Annotated in this window: 26 protein-coding genes and 1 pseudogene; 16 read left to right on the plus strand and 11 right to left on the minus strand. The window is 63.4% G+C overall.

Translation table 11 applies throughout. From position 1 onward, the window contains the following. The first annotated feature begins 8 nt into the window (after positions 1–8). From NKH33_RS05960 to NKH33_RS05995, 8 genes are all read left to right on the plus strand, one after another. On the plus strand, positions 9–1214 hold the full coding sequence (locus tag NKH33_RS05960) for an aminotransferase class V-fold PLP-dependent enzyme (RefSeq protein WP_352918458.1): 1206 nt from the start codon (positions 9–11) through the stop codon (positions 1212–1214). 165 nt (positions 1215–1379) lie between these two features. Then, a complete protein-coding gene (locus tag NKH33_RS05965; protein ID WP_502906725.1) occupies positions 1380–2327 on the plus strand; it encodes a metallophosphoesterase family protein in 948 nt (315 codons plus the stop codon). Between the two features lie 11 nt (positions 2328–2338). Continuing rightward, the gene (locus NKH33_RS05970) at positions 2339–2686 is read left to right on the plus strand and encodes a cupredoxin domain-containing protein (RefSeq protein ID WP_352918459.1); all 348 of its coding nucleotides are present in this window, start codon (positions 2339–2341) and stop codon (positions 2684–2686) included. 25 nt (positions 2687–2711) lie between these two features. Beyond that, positions 2712–3272, plus strand: coding sequence for a sigma-70 family RNA polymerase sigma factor (locus tag NKH33_RS05975; protein ID WP_352817726.1), 561 nt, complete (start codon positions 2712–2714; stop codon positions 3270–3272). Beyond that, positions 3269–4117: an anti-sigma factor family protein gene (locus tag NKH33_RS05980; RefSeq protein WP_352613462.1), complete on the plus strand. Its 849-nt coding sequence runs from the start codon at positions 3269–3271 to the stop codon at positions 4115–4117. The genes NKH33_RS05975 and NKH33_RS05980 overlap by 4 nt, the downstream gene beginning before the upstream one ends. 154 nt (positions 4118–4271) lie before the next feature. Beyond that, entirely contained in the window at positions 4272–4655 is a 384-nt protein-coding gene (locus NKH33_RS05985; RefSeq protein WP_352613460.1) for a DUF6572 domain-containing protein, read from the plus strand. Positions 4656–4735: 80 nt separating this feature from the next. Continuing rightward, complete coding sequence (gene purE, locus NKH33_RS05990) at positions 4736–5233, plus strand: 5-(carboxyamino)imidazole ribonucleotide mutase (protein ID WP_023678468.1); 498 nt, start codon at positions 4736–4738, stop codon at positions 5231–5233. Next, the gene (locus tag NKH33_RS05995) at positions 5230–6306 is read left to right on the plus strand and encodes a 5-(carboxyamino)imidazole ribonucleotide synthase (protein WP_352471166.1); all 1077 of its coding nucleotides are present in this window, start codon (positions 5230–5232) and stop codon (positions 6304–6306) included. The genes purE and NKH33_RS05995 overlap by 4 nt, the downstream gene beginning before the upstream one ends. A 92-nt stretch (positions 6307–6398) precedes the next feature. Here the strand turns inward: NKH33_RS05995 and NKH33_RS06000 are convergent, their stop codons facing one another. Next, the gene (locus tag NKH33_RS06000; RefSeq protein WP_352471167.1) at positions 6399–6821 is read right to left on the minus strand and encodes a lysozyme inhibitor LprI family protein; all 423 of its coding nucleotides are present in this window, start codon (positions 6819–6821) and stop codon (positions 6399–6401) included. Positions 6822–7045: 224 nt separating this feature from the next. Between NKH33_RS06000 and ykgO the strand changes: the two genes are divergently transcribed. Then, a complete protein-coding gene (gene ykgO / locus NKH33_RS06005) occupies positions 7046–7171 on the plus strand; it encodes a type B 50S ribosomal protein L36 (RefSeq protein WP_006327841.1) in 126 nt (41 codons plus the stop codon). A 94-nt stretch (positions 7172–7265) separates the two neighbouring features. Then, entirely contained in the window at positions 7266–7865 is a 600-nt protein-coding gene (locus NKH33_RS06010) for a tetratricopeptide repeat protein (RefSeq protein WP_352918461.1), read from the plus strand. A gap of 118 nt (positions 7866–7983) precedes the next feature. Here the strand turns inward: NKH33_RS06010 and NKH33_RS06015 are convergent, their stop codons facing one another. From NKH33_RS06015 to NKH33_RS06025, 3 genes are all read right to left on the minus strand, one after another. Next, the gene (locus tag NKH33_RS06015; RefSeq protein ID WP_352918463.1) at positions 7984–9072 is read right to left on the minus strand and encodes an NAD(P)H-dependent flavin oxidoreductase; all 1089 of its coding nucleotides are present in this window, start codon (positions 9070–9072) and stop codon (positions 7984–7986) included. Positions 9073–9288: 216 nt separating this feature from the next. Beyond that, positions 9289–10719, minus strand: coding sequence for a pyruvate kinase (gene pyk, locus NKH33_RS06020; RefSeq protein WP_352454861.1), 1431 nt, complete (start codon positions 10717–10719; stop codon positions 9289–9291). After that, a complete protein-coding gene (locus tag NKH33_RS06025; protein WP_352489443.1) occupies positions 10716–11162 on the minus strand; it encodes a DUF1036 domain-containing protein in 447 nt (148 codons plus the stop codon). The genes pyk and NKH33_RS06025 overlap by 4 nt, the downstream gene beginning before the upstream one ends. Positions 11163–11448: 286 nt before the next feature. On the opposite strand from NKH33_RS06025, the gene NKH33_RS06030 reads away from it, so the two are divergent. From NKH33_RS06030 to NKH33_RS06050, 5 genes are all read left to right on the plus strand, one after another. Beyond that, a complete protein-coding gene (locus NKH33_RS06030) occupies positions 11449–12246 on the plus strand; it encodes an N-formylglutamate amidohydrolase (protein ID WP_352817717.1) in 798 nt (265 codons plus the stop codon). 26 nt (positions 12247–12272) lie between these two features. Further along, positions 12273–12581 carry a DUF1244 domain-containing protein gene (locus NKH33_RS06035; protein ID WP_352471171.1) on the plus strand — a complete coding sequence of 103 codons (309 nt, stop codon included), beginning with the start codon at positions 12273–12275 and terminating at the stop codon, positions 12579–12581. 10 nt (positions 12582–12591) lie between these two features. Beyond that, positions 12592–13053, plus strand: coding sequence for a cupin domain-containing protein (locus tag NKH33_RS06040; RefSeq protein WP_352613450.1), 462 nt, complete (start codon positions 12592–12594; stop codon positions 13051–13053). A gap of 146 nt (positions 13054–13199) precedes the next feature. Continuing rightward, the gene (locus NKH33_RS06045) at positions 13200–14381 is read left to right on the plus strand and encodes an MFS transporter (RefSeq protein ID WP_352817715.1); all 1182 of its coding nucleotides are present in this window, start codon (positions 13200–13202) and stop codon (positions 14379–14381) included. Between the two features lie 54 nt (positions 14382–14435). Beyond that, on the plus strand, positions 14436–15347 hold the full coding sequence (locus NKH33_RS06050; protein ID WP_352817712.1) for an SDR family oxidoreductase: 912 nt from the start codon (positions 14436–14438) through the stop codon (positions 15345–15347). A gap of 67 nt (positions 15348–15414) precedes the next feature. Here the strand turns inward: NKH33_RS06050 and NKH33_RS06055 are convergent, their stop codons facing one another. The 6 genes from NKH33_RS06055 to NKH33_RS06080 form a co-directional block, all read right to left on the minus strand. After that, positions 15415–15573, minus strand: coding sequence for a DUF3309 family protein (locus tag NKH33_RS06055; RefSeq protein ID WP_023678456.1), 159 nt, complete (start codon positions 15571–15573; stop codon positions 15415–15417). Between the two features lie 98 nt (positions 15574–15671). Further along, a complete protein-coding gene (locus NKH33_RS06060) occupies positions 15672–18848 on the minus strand; it encodes an efflux RND transporter permease subunit (protein WP_352918466.1) in 3177 nt (1058 codons plus the stop codon). A gap of 2 nt (positions 18849–18850) precedes the next feature. After that, entirely contained in the window at positions 18851–20062 is a 1212-nt protein-coding gene (locus tag NKH33_RS06065; protein WP_352817707.1) for an efflux RND transporter periplasmic adaptor subunit, read from the minus strand. Between the two features lie 122 nt (positions 20063–20184). Beyond that, positions 20185–20328, minus strand: coding sequence for a hypothetical protein (locus tag NKH33_RS06070; RefSeq protein ID WP_352452504.1), 144 nt, complete (start codon positions 20326–20328; stop codon positions 20185–20187). Positions 20329–20365: 37 nt separating this feature from the next. Continuing rightward, positions 20366–21475 (minus strand): patatin-like phospholipase family protein, encoded by a 1110-nt coding sequence (locus NKH33_RS06075; protein ID WP_352817817.1) that lies wholly within the window; start codon positions 21473–21475, stop codon positions 20366–20368. A gap of 29 nt (positions 21476–21504) precedes the next feature. Then, positions 21505–22284, minus strand: coding sequence for a 3-hydroxybutyrate dehydrogenase (locus tag NKH33_RS06080; RefSeq protein WP_352452505.1), 780 nt, complete (start codon positions 22282–22284; stop codon positions 21505–21507). Between the two features lie 175 nt (positions 22285–22459). On the opposite strand from NKH33_RS06080, the pseudogene NKH33_RS06085 reads away from it, so the two are divergent. Then, positions 22460–23200 (plus strand): annotated as a pseudogene (locus tag NKH33_RS06085) (citrate synthase); the annotation flags it as partial. 73 nt (positions 23201–23273) lie between these two features. Here NKH33_RS06085 and phaR read toward each other — a convergent pair. Beyond that, positions 23274–23882, minus strand: a complete 609-nt coding sequence (gene phaR / locus NKH33_RS06090; RefSeq protein WP_023678449.1) for a polyhydroxyalkanoate synthesis repressor PhaR — start codon at positions 23880–23882, stop codon at positions 23274–23276. Positions 23883–24125 lie beyond the last annotated feature (243 nt).

The raw sequence follows: 24125 nt of genomic DNA on the forward strand, positions 1-24125 counted from the left end.
CTACAGAGATGACGACCTATGCCGCTGACCGTTCCAACACGACAATCCGCGAACGGCTTGGCCTTCGCCCAATCATCAATGTCTCCGGCACGATGACGGCACTCGGTGCTTCGATCATCGTGCCAGAAGCGATTGCCGCAATGTCGGAAATGGCCTCGCAATGGGTCGAGATGGACGATCTGCAGCGCGCCGCAAGTAGGGTGATTGCACGCCTTACCGGCGGCGAGGCCGGCTTCATCACCGCATGCTGCGCCAGCGGCATAACAATGGCGATTGCCGGCGCGATGACCGGGACCAGCCTTCTTGCGATCGAGCGGCTGCCGGACGACACCGAGGGCCTCAAATCGGAGGTCATCGTTCAGCTTGGTCACATCGTCAATTACGGCGCGCCGATCGACCAGTCGATCCGGCTTGCCGGAGCCAAGGCAGTGCCTGCCGGCACGGTCAGCGTCACCCAGGATTATCATGTTGCCGAGGCGATCCGGGACCGGACTGCGGCAGCCCTCTACGTCGTTGCGCACCACACCGTGCAATACGGCATGCTCTCGCTTGAGGAGTTCTGCGAGATTTGCCACGCCAAGGGCGTGCCGGTGATCGTCGACGCCGCCTCGGAATACGATTTGCGTGGCTTTCTGGCGCGCGGCGCCGACATTGTTGTCTACAGCGGGCACAAATTTCTCTCAGGGCCGACAAGCGGCATCGTTGCCGGCCGCAAGGATCTGGTACGGGCCGCCTATCTCCAGAACCGGGGCGTTGCGCGCGCCATGAAGGTCGGCAAGGAGAGCATTGCCGGCACTATGGCGGCCCTGGAAGCCTGGGAGCGGCGCGACCATGCCGGCATTCGCCAGCGGGAAGAAGCCGCACTGCATCTGTGGCAAGCCGCATTGCAGGGCCTGCCTGGCATCGAGGCACGTATCATTCCAGATCCGACCGGAAATCCTCTCGACCGCCTGCAGGTGTTTGTTGCGCCGGAAAGCCGCTTCACCGCCGCCGGCCTCGCCTCGGCGCTTGCGGCGGGTTCACCGCCCGTGATCGTGCGCAACCACGAGGTCGAGCGCGGTCACTGCTTCCTTGATCCGTGCAATCTCCATCCCGGCGAGGCGGAGATCGTTGCCGAACGCCTGCGGGCGGTGTTGAGTGCTGCCGATCGGCCCGCGGATGCGATGAAACCCGCTCGCAAACAGTCCGCCGGAGCGCTGCGCTGGCCGGACTAGACATCGCCAGAGCGTGGTCGAGCCAGTGCCTTCCAGCACCGGCTTCGCATCGGGCCAGTGCGCCATCACGGCAGTGTGAATGAACTTTTAGTCTTCGGGCGGAATAAACCACCCCGCCCATTGGTCTCCCAAACAGACGCCATTTCCGGCGTGCAGGAGACCGGTATGATCCACCACCACGACAATGAAGCTGACGGCATCAGCCGCCGTCATGCACTGGAATGCATGATCTGGGCCGGCACGGGAGTGCTGTGGACAATTTCGGCCGGCGTGCCGGCTTCGCTCAGCCTGCTGGGTGCGTCGCAAGCCGCCGAGGCCTTGGCCACCGGCTTCACCTTCCTCCAGATCTCCGACAGCCACATCGGCTTCGACAAGGCTGCCAACCCGCAGGCCATCGACACGCTGAAGGAGGCCATCGGCAAGATCCAGGCGTTGCCGCAAAAGCCCGCTTTCATGATCCACACCGGCGACATCACCCATTTGTCGAAAGTCGCGCAGTTCGACAACGCTGCCCAGATCATCGGCGGCGCAGGCTTCGACGTGCATTATGTGCCCGGTGAGCACGACCTGATCGATGACGGCAATGGCCAGGCCTATCTCGACCGCTACGGCAAGGGCACCAAGGGCGCTGGCTGGTATTCGTTCGACCAGAACGGCGTCCATTTCATCGGCCTGGTCAACGTCGTCAACCTGAAGGCTGGCGGGCTGGGCAATCTCGGCGCCGACCAGTTGGCATGGTTGGCCGATGATCTGAAGGCGGTCACCGCCTCGACGCCAATCGTCGTCTTTGCCCACATCCCGCTATGGGCTGTTTATCCCGAATGGGGCTGGGGCACCGACGACGCGGCGCAGGCCTTGGCCCTGCTCAAGCGCTTCGGCTCTGTCACCGTACTCAACGGCCATATCCACCAGATCATGCAGAAGGTCGAAGGCAACGTTACCTTTCATACCGCGCGCTCGACCGCTTTCCCGCAACCGGCGCCGGGCACCGCAGCCTCACCCGGGCCGATGACGGTACCTGCCGGCCAGTTGCGCAGCCTGCTCGGCACAAGCAGCGTGACAGTCACGCAAGGCGGGCAGGACCTCGCCATCATCGACAGCACGCTGGCCTGAGGGGAAATGCGATGATCCGCTTCCCATCCCGCGTCTTGGTCGTATCCCCTGTCACGTTCGGTTTGGCGGCGATCCTGACAATGGTTGCCATGCCACTGAACGCAGCAGGCCAGCCAATGGTCAAGATCGAGAACTTTGCCTTCACGCCGGCGGTGCTGACGGTAAAGCAGGGCACTACCGTGACCTTCGAGAATGACGACGACATCCCGCATCTGGTGGTCGCCAACGATGCCTCGTTTCGCTCCAAGGCGCTTGACACCGGTGACACATACGCCTTCACCTTCACCAAAGTGGGCGACTATGCCTATTTCTGCGGGCTTCACCCGCACATGCAGGGCAGGATCACCGTCGCTCCATGAGGATTTTCGGAAGGTTCTGCCCGGGATGCCGGGCGATGCGACGGTGTTGAACCAAGAGGCCGCGACCGAGCGCTTTCGCGAGGTGGTTCTGCCCCATCTCGCGGATGCGCTTGCGCTTGCCCGCTGGCTGACCGGCAACGCCGCCGACGCGGAGGATGTGGTGCAGGAGGCCTGTTTGAAGGCGCATGCGGGCATCGCCGGCTATGCCGGCGGCAATGCGCGCGCCTGGCTGCTGGCGATCGTGCGCAACGCCTCTTACTCCTGGCTGGCGCGCAACCGGCCGCGCAGTATCGTCGCCGTCGGCGACCTGAGCGACCTCGATGACATGACGGCTGCATATGGCGCCGGCCTGCCGGATACGGATAGTCCTGAGGCAAGCCTGATCGCCAAGGCCGACACGGCCGCACTCGAGGCGGCGATCGCCGCGCTGCCGCACCAATTTCGCGAGACTGTGGTGCTGCGCGACATCAACGGCCTCAGCTATCGCGAGATCGCGACGCTGCTTGGCGTGCCGCTAGGCACGGTGATGTCGCGGCTGGCGAGAGCGCGCGGTCTGCTGATATCCCAACTTGGGAGGGCGCCATGAGCGCGCACAACGATGGACTGCCCGATGACCCGGCGGGCGTGGAACTGATGATCCATGCCTTGGTCGATGGCGAGCTCGACGCAGCGGCAGCATTGGCGGTCGAGCGGCGCATTGCCGCCGATCCGGCGCTCGCGGCCGAGCATGCCCGCATCGTGGCGCTGCAGTCCGCTGTCGGCAGGCTGGCGCTGCCACAGGTCAGCGACGCCCTCAATGCGCGCATCGCGGCGATCGGCGCGACTGGCGAGGCACAGGCTCGGCCGGCGCCGACGCGGCCGCCGCAAACCGTGCCAACCCACATGCGGCCAACCCAAACGCGGCCGGGCCGCTTCGGCGCGTTCGACTGGCGCGCAATGGCGGCATCGATCCTCGTCACCGCCGTGCTGGCCAGCGGCGTGACGCAATGGGTGATGCTCAGCGGGGCGCCCGACAGCTTTGCCGCCGCAGTCGCCAGCGGCCATCGCCGCAGCCTGCTGGCAGCCAGCCCCGTGGACGTCGTCTCGTCGGACCGGCACACGGTCAAACCCTGGCTGGATGGCAGGGTCGGCCTGTCGCCGCCGGCACCTGACCTTGCCAGTGACGGCTTCGCGTTGCTCGGCGGCCGGGTCGAGGTGATCGCCGACCAGCCAGTGCCGGCACTGGTCTACAGGCACCGCGAGCACCTGATCACTCTCGTCGCGGCGCCCGAGGAAACCGGCTCGACAACCGCGCCGGTCGATCTTTCTACCGGTGGCTTCTCGCTGGTGCACTGGAGCGACAGCGCCTTTTCCTATTGGGCGATTTCCGATACCGAACGGCCCGAGCTCGACGATTTCGTCACGCGTTTCCGGGCGGCAGCCGCCCGGTGAAGCGACCGTGCCGGCGCAGTGACAGAAACCGTGGAAGCGGCCACCCGTTTCGGGTAGTCTCTCAGTTCGAATTTGCCGCGGCGTCAATCGTCGTCAACCAACTGTCGCTCGACGCGCCGAACTCCTATATGCCGTACAAAACAATTGAGGGATAATGAATAACGAGAGTTTTGCTATCAGGGATGATTTTTCGGACGATTTGGAAGTTCGTTTGGGAAATAATGGTCTGCGGTTCGTCATCACTGATACGTTGCCTTGGACAGATGACGAGGCGATAACTGCGCATCTCGAAAGCATATCGGCGAGAGTGGACTCCTACTTGCAGATTGCAACAAGCGATCAATTTCGCCAGAGATATCCAGAAACCCCGCCAGACAAGGTTTCGATTGTGCTTCGATTCCGCTACGAGCCCGCTCCAACTGCGGAGCCGACTTTGTCTGGGATGTCAAAAAGGCTCGCAACCGATGGCATACGCTTCCGTTACGGGATGGCTTCGGAATATCGGAGAGATCGTAGCTGCGGTGAAATTTCAAACTGAGACACTACCCGTTTCGGGCCATCCTTGCTGTTCCACCCGAATTCCGCTAATGCGCGCCTTTGTCGCCGGGGAGCAGAAGCTTGGACGATCATCGCGCCGACGTCGCCATTATCATGGGCAGCCAGTCCGACTGGGCGACGATGCGCCACGCCGCCGAAACGCTGGAGGCGCTTGGCATCCCGCATAAGCGGCTGATCGTCTCGGCCCACCGCACGCCCGACCGGCTCTATGACTTCGCCAAGGGCGCCAAGGCGGCCGGCTACAAGGTGATCATCGCCGGTGCCGGCGGTGCGGCGCATCTGCCCGGCATGACGGCGGCTATGACGCCGCTGCCGGTGTTCGGCGTGCCGGTGGAATCAAAGACGCTGTCGGGCCAGGACTCGCTGCTATCAATCGTGCAGATGCCGGCCGGCATTCCGGTCGGCACTTTGGCCATCGGCAAGGCCGGCGCCGCCAACGCTGCCCTTCTGGCCGCCGCGGTGCTGGCGCTGAGCGACGAAAAGCTCGCCGCCCGGCTGGATAGCTGGCGCGCCGCGCAGACCGCCAAGGTGGCCGCCGAGCCTACGGACGCGCCGTGAGCCTGCCGGCGGGATCGAGCATCGGCATCATCGGCGGCGGCCAGCTTGGCCGCATGCTGGCGATGGCCGCGGCCCGCCTCGGCTACCGCATCGTCGTGCTGGAGCCGCAGCCGGATTGCCCGGCGGCACAGGTCGCCAACCGGCAGATCGTCGCCGCCTATGACGACGCGGCCGCGCTTAGCGAGCTGGCTGCGGCCAGTGCCGTCGTTACTTATGAATTCGAGAACGTACCGGTCGCGGCCGCCGCGGCACTTGCCTCTACGGTGCCGGTCTATCCGCCGGCACGCGCACTGGAAGTGGCGCAGGACCGGCTGGCGGAAAAGAAATTCCTCAACGGCATCGGCATACCGACCGCGGATTTCAGCCCCGTCGACAATGACGAGGAACTGACGGCTGCGCTGAAACAGTTCAACGGCAGCGGAATATTGAAGACGCGCCGCATGGGCTATGACGGCAAGGGCCAGCGTGTCTTCCGCAACATGGAAACAGGCGGCTTTGCCGGCACTTGCGAGGCGATGGGCAACGTGCCGTTGATCCTGGAATCCTTCGTCACCTTCGAGCGCGAGATTTCGGTGATCGCCGCGCGCGGCAGCGACGGCTCGCTCGCCGCCTACGATCCAGCGTGGAATGTCCATCGCAACGGTATTCTTCACAGCTCGACGCTGCCGGGCGGAGTAAAATCCGAGACGGCGGCTGCGGCTCAAACGGCGGCGGCAGAGATCCTTGCAGCGCTCGACTATGTCGGCGTCATCGGCGTCGAATTCTTTGTCCTTGCCGACGGTTCGCTGTTGGCCAACGAGATAGCGCCGCGCGTCCACAATTCCGGCCACTGGACGGAGGCCGCCTGCACCATCTCGCAATTCGAGCAGCACATCCGCGCCGTCGCGGGCCTGCCGCTGGGAAATCCCGCCCGGCAGTTCGACTGCGTCATGGAAAACCTGATCGGCGACGATGTCAGGCGCGTTCCTGAGCTGCTCGCCGAGCCCGATCTGATGCTGCACCTCTATGGCAAGGCCGAGGCGCGGCCCGGCCGCAAGATGGGCCATTTTACGCGCGTGAGCCGCCGCAGCTAGAGCATGATCCCGAACCGAAGGTCCGCGCTAGCGAAAAGTGGAATCCGGATTTCGGAAAAGATCATGCTCAAACACAACGTTAGAACCTACGCTTACTGGATTTCGCCGCTCTCGTCCTCGTCGGGGCTGGCGCAGCTAACATCGCCTTCCGCGCAGGTCGAATCGGCGGTGAGCTGCTTGGTGCGATCGTCGGTCAGCCGCGTCAGGCATTCCGATATCAGCATCGGATAGATCGAGCCGCCTTCGCTGTCCGCGGCCGAATAGCTGCATTCCGCGTCGCGAAAAGCGATCCAGGCGCGCTGCGCCGTCTGCAACAGCTTCCTGGCTTTTGCGTCACTTCCGCCGATGATATCCTGGTAGGCTTTGTTGAGCTTGGCGTCGGCGGATTTGTAGTCCGCGTCGGCGCAGATGTTCATCATCTGCTGGCTGTCGTCGTTGCGATCGCATTCCTGCGCATAGGCAACAGAACCTGCCGCGAGGACGACAAGACAGGCGGACACAAGAATTCGGCGCATGACGATCTCCAATTCGCAACCGCATCATTCCAGCCGTCTCAAGCCTGCGCAACGCCAGTGACGGATATTGATGATACGAAACGGTCCGTATCGTTTAGGCAACGCGCTTGCGGTTGACACGGGCAACGCTCCTCGTCTATGAGCCACGCACAGTTCAAAGGCGCGTCTGTGGGCGCGCCTTAATAATTCGGCCCGTGACCGGGCCCAGACCGACGGGCAAGACCATGAAAATCAAGAATTCGCTCAAGGCGTTGAAGGCGCGTCACCGCGACAACCAGCTGGTTCGTCGCAAGGGCCGCGTCTACATCATCAACAAGACCGCGCCGCGCTACAAGGCGCGCCAGGGTTGAGTTTTCGACGGAGGCTGCGCGCCTCCGTTCGCATGATACGACTCTCACGCTAAATTCAGTTTGACGATCCGGCGTCGGGGGCTAGATTCCCGCGATGCGGATTCTTTTTGCATTTTTCACGGCCCTCCTCGTTTCCGGCGCTGTCTCGCTGCCGGCGTGGGCTGAAGATCCGACCACAACTCCGCCGGCAGCACCTCCGGTCGTCAAGACGAAACAGGCGCGGCTCGATCAGCTGTTTGCCGATCTCAAGCGCGAACGCAATGAAAAGGCGGCCGAGCGCATCGCCGGACGGATCGGCAGCGAGTGGTCCCAGTCGGGCAGCGCCTCTATCGACCTGATGATGCAATGGTCGCAGAAGGCGATCGAAAACCAGAAATTCGATGTTGCACTCGATTTCCTCGATCAGGTTGTGACTTTGCAGCCGACCTATGCGGAAGGCTGGAACCGGCGCGCCACTGTTCATTTCATGATGAAGAACTACGGGAAGTCGATGGCGGACATCGACCGCACCCTGCAGCTCGAACCACGCCATTTCGGCGCGCTTTCGGGCCTGGCTCAGATCATGGCCGAAACCGGCCACAAGCAGTCGGCACTTGAGGCCTGGCAGCGCGTGCTCGGCATCTACCCAATGATGCGCAGCGCCCAGGACCAGGTCGCCGCACTTTCCGAGGAGCTTGCCGGCGAAGGCATTTGAGACCAGTAAGGGAGTAGGGGAATAGGGTAGTATGTGAGAGGTGCAGATTGCACTGTGGAACACATGCCCCCTACTCCCCTACTCCCCTACTCCCCTACTCCCCTACTCCCCTACTCCCCTACCCCCTACTCCCTACTCCCCTATAGGCCCGATCTATGCCGTTTGCTTCCGTGACGAGTTTCTCCACAAGGGCGGCGGCCGGCATCTCCCGCAGCTTCGCAACGCCCTGCCCGGCCCAAATGGGCAAGAAGTCAGCCCGCTTGCTTTCATCCTTTGCCATCGAAAGTGGCATGACCAGACTCGCCTGCAGCGGAAACGCCAACGCTGCATCTTCCTCACCAGCCATTTCCATCACAAACCGGTTGCGCACCACGCGCGCTGGGCGGCCAGTGAAGCAGCGAGTCACCGACGTGCTCTCGTCGTTGGCCGAGCGCAATGCTACGCGATAGACTGGCTGCACATTGGCTTCAGGACAGGCCAGGAAAGCCGTGCCGATCTGCACACCAGATGCACCAAGTGCAAAGCTGGCAGCAATGCCGCGACCGTCGAAGATACCGCCGGCGGCAATTACAGGCACCCGCACGGCATCAACAATCTGCGGTACGAGTGCCATAGTGCCGGCTGTGCCAATAGCAGGGTCGCCAGTGAATGTGCCGCGATGCCCACCCGCCTCGTATCCTTGGGCGATAATGGCGTCCACCCCTCCTGCCTGAAGCTGGCGCGCTTCCGAGACGGTGGTGGCCGAACACAAGACAGTACAGCCGGCCGCCTTCAACTGCTGCACAATTGCGGTGTCGGGTAGACCGAAGTGGAAGCTGACCACCTTGGGGCGCAGCTCGAGCACAATTTCGAGGCGCTCACGATCGAAGGTGGGGAAGGGCTCGCCCGGCTCGGGCACCGGTCCGAGGCCGACCTCCTCATAGCAGCCGCGAAGGCGGTCTCGCATACTTTGGGCTGCCGCATCATCGTGTATCGGCGCCGGGTGCGCAAAGAAGTTGACGTTGATCGGACGATTGGTGGCGTGCTGTGTCGCCGTGAGCTGCTCGCGGATAGCCGCCGCAGGCAGAATGCCGCATCCGAGCGAGCCAAGCGCCCCGGCATTGCTGACCGCCGCCGCCAGTTCCGGCGTGGTGATGCCGCTCATCGGAGCCTGGATTATCGGGTGCTCAATGCCGAGGAGTTCCAGAAGATCAGTGCGCATCCACATTGGATCACCCTCCTCTTTCTCCCAGGAGAGATTACCTTAACTGACTTCCAGCTCAAGATCGGATAGGGCCTTCGAACCGCTTCACGGCCGGCCACAGGCTGATGCAAGCTGGCGGAGTTCGGCGTTGATCGCAGCCCAACTGCCGTCAATGCACCGGGCTGCCGCCGCGTTTACGACGCGCCATGCAGCCGGCCTATCCGGCAGCCGCGGCCGACATTAGCGGCCGACTTCCGATCCGACATAGGCGATGCGCAGCATGTTGGTCGAGCCCGGCGTCCTCAGCGGCACGCCGGCCGTGATGATGACGCGGTCGCCCGGCTTGCCGAAACCTTCATCGAAGGCGATGCGGCAGGCGCGGTCGACCATGTCGTCGAGGTCGCTGGCGTCGGGGGAAACGACGCAATGCGTGCCCCACAACAGCGACAGCCGCCGCGCCGTGTTGAGGATCGGCGACAGCGCCACGATCGGCACTTGCGGCCGCTCGCGCGCGGCGCGCAAGCCGGTCGTGCCGGACGCGGTATAGGTGATGATCGCCGACAGCTTCAGCGTCTCGGCTATTTCGCGGGCGGCGAGCGAAATCGCGTCGGCTCCGGTCGCTTCCGGTTCCGAGCGCTGCGCGTTGATAATTCCGGCATAGGTCGGGTCGGTTTCGACCTTGGTGGCGATCCGGTTCATCATCGCCACCGCCTCGACCGGATAGGCGCCGGCGGCGGACTCCGCCGAAAGCATGATCGCGTCGGCGCCTTCAAACACGGCGATCGACACGTCCGACACCTCGGCCCGCGTCGGCACCGGCGCGGTGATCATCGATTCCAGCATCTGCGTGGCGACCACCACCGGCTTGCCGGCACGGCGCGCGGCGCGGGTGATCTGCTTCTGAATGCCAGGCACGGCTTCGAGAGGCATCTCGACGCCGAGATCGCCGCGGGCGACCATCAGCGCATCCGAAAGCTCGATGATCTCGGCCAGCCGGGCGACGGCCTGCGGCTTTTCGATCTTGGCCATGATCAGCGCCCGGCCGCGTGCGATCTTGCGCGCTTCGGCCAGGTCCTCGGGCCGCTGCACGAAGGACAGCGCCACCCAGTCGACGCCGGTCGCCAGAACCGCGTCGAGATCCCGGCGGTCCTTTTCCGTCAGCGCGCCGACCGGCAGGTCGGTGTCGGGCAGGCTGACGCCCTTCTTGTCGGAAATGGTGGTGCCGGCGACGACGGTGCAGACGATCGCCTTGCCGTTGCTGCTGACCGCCTTGAGCTCGAGCTTGCCGTCGTCGATCAGCAGGCGATGACCAGCCTCGACCGAACGCAGGATTTCGGGATGCGGCAGGTAGACCCTCGTCGAATTGCCGGGCTCGGGATTGTCGTCGAGCGTGAAGGTCTGACCGACGGTCAGCACCTCTTTGCCGTTGGCGAACTTGCCGACGCGCAGCTTTGGCCCTTGCAGGTCGGCGAGAACGCCGATCGGCCGGCCGACCGCCTCCTCGACGGCACGAATGCGGCCGACAAGCGTCCGCATCAATTCATGGTCGGTGTGGCTCATATTAATGCGGAACACGTCGGCGCCGGCTTCGAACAGCTTCTTCAGCATCTCCTCGGACGAGGAGGCCGGACCGATGGTGGCGAGGATCTTGACCTTGCGGCTGCGTCTCATTGACTGTTTGTTCCCGGGGCGGCTGGAGCGCCATCCGTTGCGGGCTCGTCAGTCAGCTGGACCATCCAGCTTGCCTGCTCGCCCGTGTCATATTCCTGGAATCCGGCGCGCTGAAAGCCCCGGGCGACGCAATCGGTAACGCCGGCGATCTTGAACTCTTTTTCGGCCACGCACATGTTGATCGGGCCATCCCAGCGTCCGCCGCGCTCGGCGTCTTCTGCATAAAGATAGTAAAACCTTGATGACAACGGTCCCTCGATCAGCGTCTTGCAGCTCGAGCCTTCGATGTGCCACCAGCCTTCGGTGATCCAGCCGGCCTTGGCGCGATAGCCGATGCCGACGCCGACCAGGTTCTGCGTGGCGTTGCAGACCCGGAAATCGGCCCGTGCCGGCGAGGCCGAAATCACCGCGAAAAGAGCCATGGCCGGTACCAGGAGCGGCATGGCCAAGGCGTGGCGCACACGCAGCCTGCCGGCGAAACCCATCCTGAAACCCCTCAAGAACCACATTTGCATCTCTCAACGCCCCTTTTCGGAAAAGTCCGTACGCATGTCAACGCGCCGATCTGTCCAATTCCAATCGATTTAGAAGGCTCTGGCGCGCTTGCGGTCGCCCCTGCTCAGTTTTTTGGCAGAAACCGTGGCCAAACAACGGCATTGCGCAAGCGTTCTCTTCGTGGAATGACGATACCACCCTCCCCGAAAGCCAGCGAACAGACCTTTCCCGCCAATGACCCGATCCACAGTTTTCGCGCCTTTCGATATCGTCGAAGGCGATCGCAAGCGCGGCATGGTGCTTCTGGCCGATCACGCCCGCCGCGACCTGCCGGAGGAGTATGGCAGTCTCGGCCTGCCGGCGGCGGAGTTCGACCGCCACATCGCCTACGACATCGGCGTCGAGACTGTAACCCGCGAACTCGCAAGTCTGCTCGGCGTTCCGGCGGTGCTTGCCAATTTTTCGCGACTGCTGATCGACCCCAATCGCGGCGAAGACGATCCAACGCTGATTCGTCAGCTCTATGACGGCACCATCATCCCGGGAAATCATCCCATGGCCCCGGAGGAGCGCGAAAGACGGCTGGACCGCTTTTACCGCCCCTATCATGATGCCGTCGGCGCCATGATCGCCTCTGTGGCGCGAGCATCCGCGCAGGCACCCTTCATCTTTTCGGTGCATTCCTTCACACCGACCATGCAGGGCTCCGTGCGGCCGTGGCACGTCGGCATATTGTGGGACCTGGACGACCGCGTTGCGCGGCCGCTGATCGACATGCTCGCCGAGGACAAGAGCCTCATCGTCGGCGACAACGAACCCTATGACGGCGCACTGCGCGGCGATACCATGTTCAGGCACGCCATCGTCAACGGCTTTGCCCATGCGTTGCTCGAGGTCCGCCAGGACCTGATCGCCGACCGCAAGGGTGCCCTCGCCTGGGCCGAACGGCTGGCGCCGATCGTTGACGCGATAGACCGACGTGCCGATATACATGCGGTGAAAATATTCGGCTCGCGCACCGGGCCGGTATGATGAGGCCCAAGGGAGGCCAACATGACATGACCGAACTCAGCGAAGAACAAAAGCGCGATTTCGAAGCCGCTGCCTTCCGCCGGCTGGTCGCGCATCTGCGCGAGCATTCCGACGTGCAGAACATCGACCTGATGAACCTCGCTGGCTTCTGCCGCAACTGCCTGTCCAACTGGTACCGCGATGCGGCGCAAGCCGAAGGTGTCGAACTCAGCAAGGAACAGTCGCGCGAGATCATCTACGGCATGCCCTATGCCGAGTGGCAGGCACTGAACCAGGTCGAAGCCTCCGACGCCAAGAAGGCCGAGTTCGAGGCAAGGCGCCCTAGGGATCACTAGGGAGGACGCCGTGCCTAAGATTGACGTTGCCGACGTGCCCGGACGCAAGGGCTCATCCTATCCACCGCCGTTCGATGCACCCTGTGCCGAACGCGTGCGCCAGCGGCTAGGCAACGCAGGCGGGCTCACCGACTTCGGCATCAATCTCATGCGCCTGCCGCCGGGCAACTGGTCGAGCCAGCGCCACTGGCATTCGCACGAAGACGAATTCGTCTACGTGCTTGAAGGCGAGCTGACGCTCGTCGAAGATGCCGGCGAGACGGTGCTGCGCGCCGGTGATTGCGCGGCCTTTCCGAAAGGATCAGGCAACGGCCATCACATGATCAATAAATCGGGCGCGATGGCGATCTATCTCGAAGTCGGTTCGCGCTGGCCCGACGACGTCGCCACCTGCTCCGACATCGACATGATGAGCACCAACGCTGACGGCCGGTTTGTGCACAAGGATGGCGCGCCTTATCTCGAGCCGTAGGGATTTCGGAGTGGACCGCCGAGATGGTTGGCCGACGCGAGAGGACGTAGCGTCTGGTCCAAGCACTTTCGGCGAAGAGCGCTTGACTGTGAATTGAATCGATCTAATTTGCCGCGCAACGCCATTTCCGGACCGGATTCTACCCGATGGACGCGCAGAAAATCACGCAGATCGCGATTCGTGGACGCTGGGCAGTGGCCGGCATCTTCCTCGCCAACGGCTTCTTGACCGGCAGTTGGGCGCCGCAGATCCCGGTGTTCCTGACGCGACTCGACATTTCGAGGTTCACGCTCGGCTTGCTGATTCTGTTGTTCGGTGCCGGCGCCGTCACTGCCATGACCTGGTGCGGCCATCTGATCTCGAAGCATGGCTCGCGCACGGTGCTGCGCTGGTTCGGACTTGCCGGCAGCTTCGGCCTTTTGGTTGTGGCTCTGGCCCCCAACGTGCCCCTTGCAGCCATCGCCATGTTCATCTTCGGCGGTTCGATCGGCGGCATGGACGTCGCCATGAATGCCAATGCAGTGGCAGTCGAACGGCGGCTGTCCCGTGCCATCATGTCGTCCTCGCACGGCTTCTGGAGCCTTGGCGGTTTCGCCGGCGGCGCTTTGGGCGGTTTCGCCATCCAGAACTACGGTCACCTCGCCCATGCGACAGTGGTGACGGCTCTTGCCTTTGCCGTAATCGCCGTAGCGATCCGCTACCTGATCGCCGAGGACAAGCACCCAGTCGCCGAGCACCACAAATTCGCGCTGCCGGCAAACCCGCTGGTCTATCTGGTTGGGCTCATGGCGCTGCTGACAATGATCTCCGAAGGTGCGGTACTCGACTGGGCGGCGCTGTATCTCAGGCAGGAGCTCGGCGCCGATCTTGCCATCGCAGGCCTGGCCTATGCCGCCTTTTCCGGCGTCATGGCCATTATGCGCTTTCTCGGCGATGGCGTCCGCAACCGTTTCGGTGCCGTTACGACGTTGCGCGCCTCGGCCCTTGCCGCTGCTGCCGGCATGCTGGTGGCCGGGCTGGCTCCCTCGCCTTGGCTGGCCATTGCCGCCTTTGCCTTTTGCGGCCTCGGCATTGCCAACATGGTGCCGATCATCTTTTCGGCCGCCGGCAACCAGGAGGGCATGGCGTCCGGCACCGGCATGAGCGTCGTCACCACAATGGGTTACTCAGGCATTCTGGTGGCGCCGTCGGCGATTGGCTTCATCGCCGAGCACTCGAGCTTCGGCCCGATCTTCGTCGCTCTGTCCGGGCTGCTGGTCGTCGTGCTGTTGATGGCCGGCCTCGCTCACCGCGCCGAATTCGCTGCCGAGCCCGCACCGGCCGAATAGCGCTTGAACTCTTCGTAGAGGAAATCCGCCGCCAATGGCCGCCTCGGCCGCACGGTGGCCAAGGCCTTCATCGATGCCGGCTACGATGTCCGTGCCATCACCCGCAGCGGCAAGGTGCCGGCCGAGCTCAAAGGCGCCACGGCGATCGCCGGCGACGCGCTCGACCGTGCTGCGCTGATCCGCGCGACCGAAGGCGTCGATATCATTTTCAACGGCCTCAACCCGCTCTACACCGACTGGAGCAAATGCCTGCCGATGGCCGAGAATGTGATGGCTGCCTGCCGGGCGAACGGCGCGCTGCATCTCTTCCCGGGCACCGTCTACTATTACGGCTCGCAGATGCCGGCGGTGATCGCCGAAGACACGCCGTTTCGCCCGACGACGGAAAAGGGCCGTATCCGCGTCGCCATGGAAGATCTGTTTCGCCGCGAGGCCGACGCGGGTCTGGTGCGCACGATCCTGCTGCGCGCTGGTGATTTCTTCGGCGGCACCGGCAGCGGATCGTGGTTCGATCTGGTTGTTGCCGCCAAGATGACCAAGGGCGTCTATACCGCCCCAGGGCCGGTCGATCTCGTGCATGAATGGGCCTATCTGCCCGACCTGGCCAAGGCCTTCGTCGGGCTGGCTGACAATCTCGACAAACTCGGCTTCTACGAGGCGCTGAACTTTCCCGGCCATGCGGTGACCGACCTGCAGATCAAGGCGGCCGCGGAGAAGGCGCTCGGGCGCTCGCTGAAACTGACGTCGATGCCGTGGTGGGTGCTGCGTGCCGGCGGCCCGTTCGTGGCGATGTGGCGCGAGATCGTTTCGATGTCCTATCTCCGCTTCGAGCCGCACCGGCTGGTTTCAGGCAGGCTGGAAAGCGTTATCGGTACGATCCCGCACACGCCGCTGGAAAATGCAGTGTCGAAAGCGCTCGAGGATATCGGCATCGCCACGATCAAAACGACGCAAAAAGTTGCCTGACAACAAACCAAAAAAAAGGCGGATGGCCTCACGGTCATCCGCCGCTGGTCGGGGAGGAAGGTTGCGCTCAGATCCGGCCCATCAACAGCAGCACCAGGACAACGATCAGGATGACGCCGACGATGCCTGATGGTCCGTAACCCCAGGACCGCGAATGCGGCCACGCCGGAACCGCGCCGATCAGAATAAGAATAAGGATAATGATGAGAATGGTGCTGATCGTCATCAGAAAATCCTCGCTTTGAGGTTGCAATGACGGAACAATGCAGAAGGCCGCCCATTGTTCCCGGGCGGCCTTGCTTGATCAGGACCGCGATCCGGACTCTATTCGGCGGCCTTCGGGAAGGCGATCGCCGGTTCGGCGCCCAGATCGGCGTCCAGGCCTTTCGACGGGGTTTCGGCCTTGCGACGCCCGAACAGGCGGCTGAACCAGCCCCGACGCGCACCGGGTTTGACCTTGGCGCGAGTGAACACCATCAGCATCGACGGCGTCACCACCAGCGTCAGCACGGTGGCGAAGGACAGCCCGAAGACGATCGCCGAGGACAGCGAAATCCACCATTGCGTCGACGGCGCGTTGATCGTCGTCTCGTGATGAAAGATTTCGAGGCCGAGGCCGAAGGCGATCGGCAGCACGCCGAGGATCGCCGACACCGCCGTCAGCACCACCGGGCGGGCACGCTCGCGGCAGGTCTGCAGAACGGCCTCGTATTTGTCCCAGCCCTCTTCGCGCAACCGGTCATAGGTGTCGATCAGCACGATGTTGTTGTTCACCACCACCCCGGCCAGCGCGATGACACCGATGCCCGACATGACGATGCCGAATGCCTCTCCCGTCAGCAGCAGCCCGAGGAACACGCCGATCGTCGCCATGACCACGCAGGACAGCACCAGCCAGACGCTGGTGAACTTGTTGAACTGCGCCAGAAGCACGATGAAGATCAGGAAGATCGCCGCACCGAAGGCTTTGCTGAGGAAGGCACCAGCCTCCGCGCTGTCCTCATTCGAACCGGCAAGCTTCCAGCGAATGCCGCTGCCGAGGTTCATGTCGGCGACAGCTTTGGTGACCTCCTGCTGGACGGCAGCCACCTGGGCGCCGGCGGCGACGTTGGCCTGGACGACGACCGTTCGCGCACCGTCGATGCGGTTGAGGATACCGACCGTCGGCTCCGGCTTGCGCACGACGAAGTTCGAGATCGGCACCGAGCCTTGCGCGGTCTGCACCCTGAGTTCGTCGAGCGTCGACAGCGTGCGCCGATCCTCGGGCAGGCGCAGCCTGATGTCGACTGCATCGTCGGCGCCGGCGGGCCGGTACTCGCTGAGCTTCAGCCCGTTGGTCACCAATTGCACGACCGTCCCGACCGCGGTTGGGCTGATGCCGTACTGCGCCGCCTTGGCGCGATCGACCTCGAGCGCCCAGTCGACGCCGGGCGGCGCCAGGCCGTCGGAAATATCGATGACGCCGGGCACCTTGGCTATGCGCGCGGCGACGGCGCGGGCCTTGTCGTCAAGGCCCTTCGGATCGACGGCCGAAAGCCTGATCTGGATCGGCTTGCCGGTAGGCGGGCCGGCTTCCGGCACGCGAACCTCGACGTCAACACCGGGAATGCCGGCCATAACGCCGCGCAGTTCGTCCAGGATTGAGTTCGCCGATTTACGCTCGCGCCAGTCGACGAATTCGTACTGGATCACGCCAACCACGTCTTCCGGAACATCCTGGCCGCCGCCCTGCGTCTTGCCGACGCGGGTATAGACAGACTTCACGCCCGGCCAACCGAGCAGGCGATTTTCCGCGGTCTTGGTGGCCGAGTCCATTTCGGCAAGCGAAAGATTGCCGCGGGCGTGGACGTAGAGCAGGCCGTAGTCAGGCTCGACATTCGGGAAGAATTCGACGCCGGCGCCGAATTTCGAATAGGCGTAGCCGACGCCGAACAACAGCGCCACAGTGAGGACAAGCACGGTGATGGGATAATGCACCGCCTGCTTGACCACGGCCATGTACCAGCCGTCGCGATTGTCGTCGGGGTGATGGGCCGGCGCCTTGGCAAATATCGCGCCCAGCGTCGGCGCGAAGACCAGCGCATAGAGCATCGAGGCCGAGAGCGTCACGATCAGCGTGATCGGCATGTACTTCATGAAGTCGCCGATAATGCCCGGCCAGAACAACAGCGGCGAGAAGGCGGCAATGCGCGTCATCGTCGCCGCGATGACCGGGCCGGCCATGCGCTTGGCGGCAAGCGCGAACGCTTGCTCCTTCGGCATGCCCTCGCTCATGCGTCGCTCGGCGAATTCGGTGACGATGATGGCGTCGTCGACCAGCATGCCGACCGCCAGGATGAGGCTGAACAGCACGATCATGTTGATCGTGTAGCCCATCATTGCCAGCAACAGGATGCCGATCAGGAAGGACGAGGGGATGGCCAATCCGATCAGCAGCGAGGCACGGCCAGACAGCGCGTAGAGAATGACGATGAACACCAGGATGACGGCGATCATCACGTGGTTCTGCAGGTCGCCGAGCAACTGGTTCACGAAGACCGACTTGTCTTGCGTGTAGGTGACGTGCATGCCCTCCGGCATCGTCTTGATGAAGGCGTCGGACACCTCCCTGACCTTGCCAATCGTATCGATCAGGTTGGAGCCGATGCGCTTCTTCACCTCGATGGCGATCGCCGGCTTGCCGTCGAGGCGGGTGACCGTCTCGGCGTCCTTGAATGTGGAGCGGATGGTGGCAATGTCCTTGGCCTGCACCACCGCATTGGGGCCGGCGACGACCGGAAGCGCCGCCACATCCTGTGGTGTCTCGATAAGCGAGGGCACCTTGACCGCGTATTTGCCCTCGGATCCTTCGATGTTGCCGGCGGCGACAAGACTGTTGGAAGCGCCGACCGCACCGATCAACTGGTCGAGCTGCAGCCCGTAGGAAGACAGCTTCATCGGATCGATGACCACTTCGACGAGGTCGTCGCGCGCACCCTGCAGCGAGCCCTCGAGCACGCCAGGCACTTCCTCGATGCGGTCGCGCAGCTCGCGCGCCGCCGCCGTCAGCACACGCTCAGGCACCTCGCCCGACAGCGTCACGACCAGGACGGGGAACTCGGAGATGTTGACCTCGGAGACCACGGGCTCCTCAGCCGCTTGCGGCAGGTCGGCCTTGCCGTCCTGCACCTTGCTGCGCGTGTCCTGCAGCGCCGTGGCGAGATCCGTCTGTGGCTGGAATTCAACGAGCACATAACCGCCGCCCTGGAAGGCGGCCGAGCGCATCTCCTTGAGGCCTTTCAGGCTCTTCAGCTTGGCTTCCATCGGCCGCAGCAGGAGGCGCTCGGAGTCTTCCGGCGAGATGCCCTGGTAGATCAGACTGACATACATCATCGGAATCGGAACGTCGGGTTCCGCTTCCTTCGGCGTCGACTGGTAAGCGACCGCACCAGCAAGGATGAGAAAGACCAGGACCGAAATGGTCAGCCGGGCATTGCTGATTGCAAGTTTGACGATGTCCATGATTACTGCGTCCCGGTCGTCGCTTCGCCCAACAGCTTTTGGATGGTCGCCTGGTCGGCTTCGACCGGCTTGACCACTTCGCCTTCCTTCACCAGTTCCTGGCCGGCGACGATGATGCGGGCGTCGGCCGGAATGCCGCCGAGCACCAGGCCGGTCGGCGTGTCGTCGACCAGGTCGATCGGGAAGAACACGACCTTGTCGTCCTTGTCGACGGCGCGAATGCCGAGATCGCCCTTGTCGCCGAGCGTCACCACCGAGCGCGGCAGCATGACGGCGTCGGTCGGCTGGGCGCTGAGCGCAATTTCTGCCGTCATGCCGGCCGGTACGGAACCATCGGCGTTGGGGATGGCGACTTCGACGCGGAAGGTACGGGTTGCCGAAGATGCATCGCGGCTGATGTAGCGCACCGTGCCCTCGACATTCTGGCCGCTGACCAGACGCACATCGGCCTTGTCGCCGATCTTCAGATAGCCGAGATCGCGTTCGCTGACTTCGCCGCGGGCGATCACCGGATCGAGCTTCAGAATGGTCGCCACCTCGCCGCCCTGCATCACGGAACTGCCAAGCTCCACCGGTACCCGGTCGATAACGCCGTCGAAGGGCGCCTTCACCTCGTTGCGGTCGAGTTCGGCTTGCGCTGCGTCCAGTAGCGACTTGGCCAGCGTCAGGTTGGAGCGGGCTGTGTCGAGCTGCAACTTGGGCAGATTGCCGGTTTTCATCAGCCCCAGGGCCGCAGCCAGCTCTGCCTCACGTTGCACGACAAGCTGCTTGGCATTGTCGACCGCCGAGATTTTTTCCTCGGCGGCAAGCATCAGGATCAGGTCGCCGGTCTTGACGTGCTGGCCCTGCTTGACCGGCAGCTTGTCGATGACGCCGGCGACGCGTGTCGCCAGGACGGCGCGCTTGTCGGCTTCGGTCAGTCCGGAAATGCGGATAGCGCGTGCATAGGTGCGCCGCGGCGGGGCTATGACCGCGACCGTGCGCAACGGCGCCTTGGGCTGTTCCGCCTCGGCGGTCCCCGGCTTGGCAGCCCCCTGTTTACCAGTTTGGGGCTTGCCTGCGTCGGCTGCCTTGGGCTGCTCGACCTCTCCTGCCTTGGGCTTGTTGTCGGCGGACGCGCTGCCGACGGACGAGAACTCGCCTGTCGCCATCCAGCCGGCGAACCCGATGAGCACAACAATGGCTGCAAGCTTGTGAAACCTGAATTTCGGCATCGTCATTTTTTCCAGTGCGCGGGGTTCGGCCAGGCCGCATCTTCTACTTGGGGCGCGTCGCCGATATGGGTGCGCGCGAGGCCGTATTCAAATTGCCGTGATCGGCGAAGCGCGCTTCTACCTCAAAGTTGCATCGCAATATAGTCAGAAAAGTTGATGGATTGTTGCTTTGTCCGCAAAGATGCGGCCGCAGCATCGGCTGTTGATTGCCAAAACAGCGGCATGGCAGCAAGTGTCAGGATGATTGGACAGATTGCGAATGCCATCTGCTTTGCGAAGCAGCTAGGCCGGACGGCGGGCGGCCTAGGGCTGCTTGCGCGCCGCAAGAAACTCCTTGACCCGCCGACCCGGCGCCGGCCCGCGCAAAGGCTTCAAGCCGTCGTCGAGTTCGCCGGACAGATCGATCGTCGGCCGCTTGCCGACGGCGTCATAATTTTCTTCCAGCCAATCACTGGCTGCGGTGCGGCCGAGGTCGCGCAGATAGGCAAGGAACGCCCATTCGGCATTGACCTTGGACGATGCCGACAGATCCTTGAACGCTTCGTCGGCATCGATGCGGTGCATGCGGATGTCGCGATATTCGCCGTGCGGCAATCGGCCGGCGGCGATCAGTTCCTTGACGAAGGCGATCGAGCGGAATTCGCGCAACAGCCCGGCGTTGAAGGTGATCTCGTCGATGCGGTTCTGGATCTCATTGGCGCTCTTCGGCGTTCCCTCGCGGACCACCGGATTGATCTGCACCAAAAGCACGTCCTCGGTGGCCGCCGTCTTGAAGAACGGGAACAGTGCCGGGTTGCCGCCATAACCGCCATCCCAATAGGGCACGCCCTTGATCTCGACGGCACGGAACAATTGCGGCAAGCAGGCCGACGCCATCACTGTGTCGAGGTCGATCTCGCCGTCCGAGAAGACCCGCAACTGGCCGGTCTCGACATTGGTAGCGGAAATGAACAGTTCCATCGACTTGCAGGCGCGCACATTGTCGAAATCGATCTCACGTTCGACCACGTCGCGCAGCGGATTGATTGCGAGCGGATTGGCGACATAGGGCGAAAATACCCGAGACATCGTATCGAACAGGAAATAGCCGGGCGTGTTCTCGATCGACCAATTGCCCCAGGCGACGTCCCAGGGCATGCGCTGTACCGGGCTGAAGCGGCCCTTTGCCGCCACCGCACGCCAGAAATCGTCGAGCTTCCGCCGCGCGCCCTCGACACCGCCGCGGACAAAGCCGTCGGCCAGCGCCACGGCATTCATGGCGCCGGCGCTGGTGCCCGAAACCGCCGTTATGTCGAGGCGCCCGTCCTCGAGCAGCCGATCGAGCACGCCCCAGGAAAACGCCCCGTGCGAGCCGCCGCCTTGCAGCGCGACATTGATCTTCTTTGGCTCTTCCGCCTTGCCGTTTTTCGGCATGGCGTGGCCCTTGACCGCTGGAAGCCTCACTAAGCGGTCCAGCCGCCGTCGACAGAGATGTGCGTGCCGTTGATCTGCGCCGCCGCATCCGAGCATAGGAACACCGCGGCCGCCGCAACCTGCTCGACGGTGACGAACTCCTTGGTAGGCTGCCTGTCGAGCATGACCTCACGGACCACCGTCTCGCGGTCCATCTTGTTGGCCTTCATCTGGTCGGGGATCTGCGCCTCGACCAGCGGCGTCAGCACATAGCCCGGACAAATGGCATTACAGGTGATCTTGTCGCGCGCCAGCTCCAGGGCGACAGTCTTGGTCAAGCCCATAATGCCATGCTTGGCCGAGACATAGGCCGACTTGAACGGCGAAGCGACAAGGCCGTGGGCCGAGGCGACGTTGACGATCCGGCCGCCACCGGCCTGTTTCATCAACGGGATGGCGGCTGCGATGGTGTGGAAGGCCGATGACAGGTTGATGGCGATGATCGCATCCCATTTCTCGATCGGGAAGCTTTCGACCGGCGCGACATGCTGGATGCCGGCGTTGTTGACCAGGATGTCGACCGAGCCGAATGCCTCGGCTGCCTTCGCCACCAAAGCCCGGCACTCGGCCGGCTTCGACATGTCGGCCTTGACGTAGACGGTCTTCACCTCGTGGTGCTTCGCGATCGCGTCGGCGATGGCGTGATCGTCGGCGGTGTCGGAAAAGGAATTGACGACGACGTTGCAGCCTTCGGCCGCGAGCGCGTGGGCAATGGCCAGGCCGATGCCCGAGGTGGAACCGGTGACGATGGCGGTTTTTCTGGCGGTCAAGGCGGCTTTATTCCTTTCGAGGCGGGCTCCCGTGAACCATGCTGCACTGCAACATATAGGCTCTCTGTCACCCAAGAACAGCGGATGTGTGGAGCAATGACATGAAATTTTTGTCATGTAGACCTCTCTCGTCCCGACGAGAGAGGTGTTCGGCACCGGCTGTTGCGACCGGTTTTCCTTCGCGGAATTGGCCGCGTTGGCGGCCAACGGCCGGCCTTCGCTCGGCCGAAGATCGGCTTCGCTCAACCACGATGCGGCCGGCGCCATCGCCGCTTTGGCCCAGGCGCTCGGCGCGATTCCCGGAACTGGTGCCGTGCACGAAAGGCTGGCGCGGGGATGGTCGCTCGATGCGGCCGGCGCAGACTTGATCCGCCGCTCACTGGTACTGTTGGCCGATCACGAATTGAACGCATCGACCTTCGCCGCACGGGTCGCCGCGTCCACCGGCGCACCTGTTTCGGCCTGCCTGCTTGCCGGCCTCGCCACGCTCTCCGGGCCGCGTCATGGCGGCGCCGCGGAGGCGGTCATGATGCTGGCGGAAGATGCGCAGAGATTGGGGCCGGACGCGGCTGTCGGACGCTGGCTCGGTCACGACAGGCCGCTGCCCGGATTTGGCCATCCGCTTTATCCCGACGGCGATCCGCGTGCGGAACCGTTGCTGGCCGCGATAGATGTCGATGATGGGCTGTTACGGCTTTGCGATGCGGCCTTTGCGGCAACGGGCATGCGCCCGAACGTCGATTTCGCTTTGGCCGCGCTGACGCGCGGTCTCCGTTTGCCGTCCGATACGCCGTTCCGCCTGTTCGCGCTCGGCCGCAGCGTCGGCTGGGCCGCGCATGCCGTGGAGCAGGTGACGAGCAACGGCCTGATCCGGCCACGCGCCCGCTACCAGGGACCGCTGCCGGAGCAGCTCTAGTCTAGCCGCGCTGCTTGCGAAGTCTCAGCAGCACCTGAAGGAAGGTCCGACGCTGCACTTCGCCAGCCGGCAGTCAGGACATCGTGTCGAGCTTGCGCTGCATCGCGGCGATCTGCTCCTTCAGCTCCTGAAGGTCGTCGGGTTTTTCCGGCGTTTCCTTCCTGGCCGGTTCGGCCGGCGCTGCTGCCGGCGCCGAGCCCGCGGGCGGGAACGGCGTGAACAGCCGCATGGCGTTCTGGAACATTTCCATGTTGCGCCGCGTCTGCTCCTCCAGCACCTTGATCGGCGTAGCGATCTTCATCATGTCCATCGGCGACTTGCCGAGCGCATCTTTCATCTGCTCGCGAAAGCGCTCCTGCTCCTTCGAGAAGGCCAGCATCGACTGTTCGAGAAAGCTCGGCACGATCATCTGCATCTGGTCGCCGTAATAGGCGATGAGCTGACGCAGGAACGGGATCGGCAGCATGTTCTGCCCGTCCTTGTTCTCCAGCTCGAAGATGATCTGGGTCAGTACCGGATGCGTGATGTCGTCACCGGTCTTGGCGTCCTGGACAGTAAAGTCCTCGCCTCTTTTGACCATTTCAGCGAGATCCTCGAGCGTCACATAGGTGCTGGTGCCCGTATTGTAGAGACGGCGATTGGCATATTTCTTGATAACAATAGGTTCGTCTTTTGCGGCCATCTGCATCCTCCCCGGACACCGGGCAGCTTAAGTAAGCCGCCGGTAACGATTGCGCCTTTTTAAAGGATATGCGCAAAAGCGTCATGAATCCAAGCAGTTTGTGCAGTGCGGGAACATTTTATGCTGCGCAGCACGGACGGGCCGCCGTTGCAGCGACGGGCGGCATACTTGCGGGAGTGGGACGCCATGCCCATTTCGGGTTTGACTCGGGTTGTGGAAAGGGCAAGAAAAGTCCCCGACGGC

Origin of the sequence: Mesorhizobium sp. M1182 (assembly GCF_040318335.1) — a bacterium.
In the GTDB taxonomy this organism is placed as follows: Bacteria; Pseudomonadota; Alphaproteobacteria; order Rhizobiales; family Rhizobiaceae; genus Mesorhizobium.

What these genes read in the sequence shown, in the direction of transcription:
- NKH33_RS06045 (WP_352817715.1), top strand. Translation starts at nt 13,200, where the DNA reads ATGGACGCGCAGAAAATCACGCAGATCGCGATTCGTGGACGCTGGGCA.
- NKH33_RS06070 (WP_352452504.1), bottom strand. Translation starts at nt 20,328, where the DNA reads ATGGCATTCGCAATCTGTCCAATCATCCTGACACTTGCTGCCATGCCG.
- NKH33_RS06075 (WP_352817817.1), bottom strand. Translation starts at nt 21,475, where the DNA reads ATGCCGAAAAACGGCAAGGCGGAAGAGCCAAAGAAGATCAATGTCGCG.
- NKH33_RS05980 (WP_352613462.1), top strand. Translation starts at nt 3,269, where the DNA reads ATGAGCGCGCACAACGATGGACTGCCCGATGACCCGGCGGGCGTGGAA.
- NKH33_RS06025 (WP_352489443.1), bottom strand. Translation starts at nt 11,162, where the DNA reads ATGCCGCTCCTGGTACCGGCCATGGCTCTTTTCGCGGTGATTTCGGCC.
- NKH33_RS06060 (WP_352918466.1), bottom strand. Translation starts at nt 18,848, where the DNA reads ATGGACATCGTCAAACTTGCAATCAGCAATGCCCGGCTGACCATTTCG.
- NKH33_RS06010 (WP_352918461.1), top strand. Translation starts at nt 7,266, where the DNA reads ATGCGGATTCTTTTTGCATTTTTCACGGCCCTCCTCGTTTCCGGCGCT.
- NKH33_RS05965 (WP_502906725.1), top strand. Translation starts at nt 1,380, where the DNA reads ATGATCCACCACCACGACAATGAAGCTGACGGCATCAGCCGCCGTCAT.
- NKH33_RS06015 (WP_352918463.1), bottom strand. Translation starts at nt 9,072, where the DNA reads ATGTGGATGCGCACTGATCTTCTGGAACTCCTCGGCATTGAGCACCCG.
- NKH33_RS06030 (WP_352817717.1), top strand. Translation starts at nt 11,449, where the DNA reads ATGACCCGATCCACAGTTTTCGCGCCTTTCGATATCGTCGAAGGCGAT.
- NKH33_RS06035 (WP_352471171.1), top strand. Translation starts at nt 12,273, where the DNA reads ATGACCGAACTCAGCGAAGAACAAAAGCGCGATTTCGAAGCCGCTGCC.
- NKH33_RS06000 (WP_352471167.1), bottom strand. Translation starts at nt 6,821, where the DNA reads ATGCGCCGAATTCTTGTGTCCGCCTGTCTTGTCGTCCTCGCGGCAGGT.
- pyk (WP_352454861.1), bottom strand. Translation starts at nt 10,719, where the DNA reads ATGAGACGCAGCCGCAAGGTCAAGATCCTCGCCACCATCGGTCCGGCC.
- phaR (WP_023678449.1), bottom strand. Translation starts at nt 23,882, where the DNA reads ATGGCCGCAAAAGACGAACCTATTGTTATCAAGAAATATGCCAATCGC.
- NKH33_RS05970 (WP_352918459.1), top strand. Translation starts at nt 2,339, where the DNA reads ATGATCCGCTTCCCATCCCGCGTCTTGGTCGTATCCCCTGTCACGTTC.
- NKH33_RS06065 (WP_352817707.1), bottom strand. Translation starts at nt 20,062, where the DNA reads ATGCCGAAATTCAGGTTTCACAAGCTTGCAGCCATTGTTGTGCTCATC.
- ykgO (WP_006327841.1), top strand. Translation starts at nt 7,046, where the DNA reads ATGAAAATCAAGAATTCGCTCAAGGCGTTGAAGGCGCGTCACCGCGAC.
- NKH33_RS06055 (WP_023678456.1), bottom strand. Translation starts at nt 15,573, where the DNA reads ATGACGATCAGCACCATTCTCATCATTATCCTTATTCTTATTCTGATC.
- NKH33_RS05985 (WP_352613460.1), top strand. Translation starts at nt 4,272, where the DNA reads ATGAATAACGAGAGTTTTGCTATCAGGGATGATTTTTCGGACGATTTG.
- NKH33_RS05960 (WP_352918458.1), top strand. Translation starts at nt 9, where the DNA reads ATGACGACCTATGCCGCTGACCGTTCCAACACGACAATCCGCGAACGG.
- NKH33_RS05975 (WP_352817726.1), top strand. Translation starts at nt 2,712, where the DNA reads ATGCCGGGCGATGCGACGGTGTTGAACCAAGAGGCCGCGACCGAGCGC.